This window comes from Streptococcus sp. CL6.22, assembly GCF_049738055.1.
GTDB classification, from domain to species: Bacteria; Bacillota; Bacilli; order Lactobacillales; family Streptococcaceae; genus Streptococcus; species Streptococcus mitis_DJ.
Genome location: NZ_JBKOTV010000024.1, coordinates 1 through 1,809, shown reverse-complemented (window position 1 = coordinate 1,809; position 1,809 = coordinate 1). Strand labels below are relative to the sequence as shown.

The following is a 1,809-nucleotide window of genomic DNA, read 5'->3' as shown; positions in this document are numbered from 1 at the left end:
GGCTTTTGCTTTTGCATCTGCCTTAGCCGCAGTTTTTTCTTCGTCTGTTAAGTCGTTATTTGCGTCGATCGCGTCATTCTTAGCTTTCAATGCATCGTCGATTGCTTTCTTAGCTGCTGGTTTTGCTACCGGAGTTGGATTCACATTGTTTACTTCTGTTGTTCCATCAGCCTTAGCTTGGTCTACTCCCTCGTTTGTTGTTGCGTTGTCGATTGCAGTCTTCGCTGCGTCTGCTTTGGCTTTCGCGTCTTCCTTGGCTTTGACTTTTTCTTCAGCAGTCAAATCGTTGTTGGCATCAATCGCGTCGTTCTTAGCTTTAAGCGCGTCGTCGATGGCTTGTTTAGCAGCTGGTTTTGCCACTGGCGTTGGAGTCACTGAAGCTACTGATACCGTTCCTGCAGTCTTAGCTTGTTCCACTTCTGCGTTTGTTGTCGCGTTATCAATTGCTTGCTTAGCTGCATCGGCTTTGGCTTTCGCGTCTTCCTTAGCTTGGGCTTTTTCTTCAGCAGTCAAATCGTTGTTGGCATCAATCGCGTCGTTCTTAACTTTCAATGCGTCATCGATTGCTTGTTTTGCAGCTGGTTTAGCTGTTGGTGTTGGAGTCACTGAAGCTACTGATGCCGTTCCTGCAGTCTTAGCTTGTTCCACTTCTGCGTTTGTTGTCGCGTTATCAATTGCTTGCTTAGCTGCATCGGCCTTTGCTTTTGCATCTTCCTTAGCTTTGGCTTTTTCTTCAGCAGTCAAATCGTTATTGGCATCAATCGCGTCGTTCTTAGCTTTAAGCGCGTCGTTGATTGCTTGCTTCGCAGTCGGTTTTGCCACTGGCTTTGGAGTCACTGAAGCTACTGATGCCGTTCCTGCAGTCTTAGCTTGTTCCACTTCTGCGTTTGTTGTCGCATTGTCGATTGCTTCTTTCGCTGCATCAGCTTTTGCCTTAGCTTCTGCTTTGGCTTTAGTTTTTTCTTCAGCTGTTAAATCATCATTCGCATCTATTGCATCTTCTTTTGCTTTTAATGCATCATCTATTGCCTGTTTGGCTGCTGGTTTTTTAGCTGCTTCTGGACTAAACGAGTTCACATCACTTAAACCAGATACACTATTTACATCTACTTTAATGTCTGTATCTGCTGCATCGATTGCGTCTTTTGCCTCATTAGCTTTATTTTCTACTTCAGCTTTTGCTGCAGTTTTCTCTTCAGTTGTTAAATCATCTCGAGCATCGATTTCTTCTATTTTCTTCTCTAGAGCTGCATCAATTGCTTTTTTAGCCTCTGATTTCTTAACTGGTTCTGGACTAAATGAATTTACATCACTTAAACCAGATATACTATTTACATCAACCTTAATATCTGTATCAGCTTCATCGATTGCTTTCTTAGCTGCATCGGCTTTAGCTTTAGCTTCCTCCTTAGCTGCTAATTTTTCTTCTGCTGTTAAGTCATTATTCGCATCAATTTCTGCTTCTTTTGCCTTTAGTGCTTCATCTACAGCTTTTTTAGCCTCTGGTTTCTTAACCGCTACTGGATTCAATGAGTTTACATCTGCTACCCCAATAGTTTTTGAATTTTCAACGTCAGCATTTGTTGCCGCTTTATCAACTGCTTGTTTTGCCGCTTCTGCTTTAGCCCTAGCTTCTTCTTTAGCTGCTATTTTTTCCTCAGCTGTCAGATCATCTCGAGTATCGATCTCTGCTTCTTTGGCTTTAAGCGCATCTTCTATCGCTTTCTTAGCTGCTGGCTTAGCTTGCGCTGTTGGATTTACTGAAGATACACTCGTTGCTCCAGCGTTTTTAGCTTGAGTTACTGCATT

At 42.9% G+C, this 1,809-nt stretch carries 1 protein-coding gene; it reads right to left on the bottom strand.

Features of this window, described 5'->3' with window-relative positions; translation table 11 throughout:
• The coding region (locus tag ACLNCW_RS09740) for a DUF1542 domain-containing protein (protein WP_424846204.1) at positions 1–1,809 on the bottom strand (1,809 nt) is incomplete at both ends.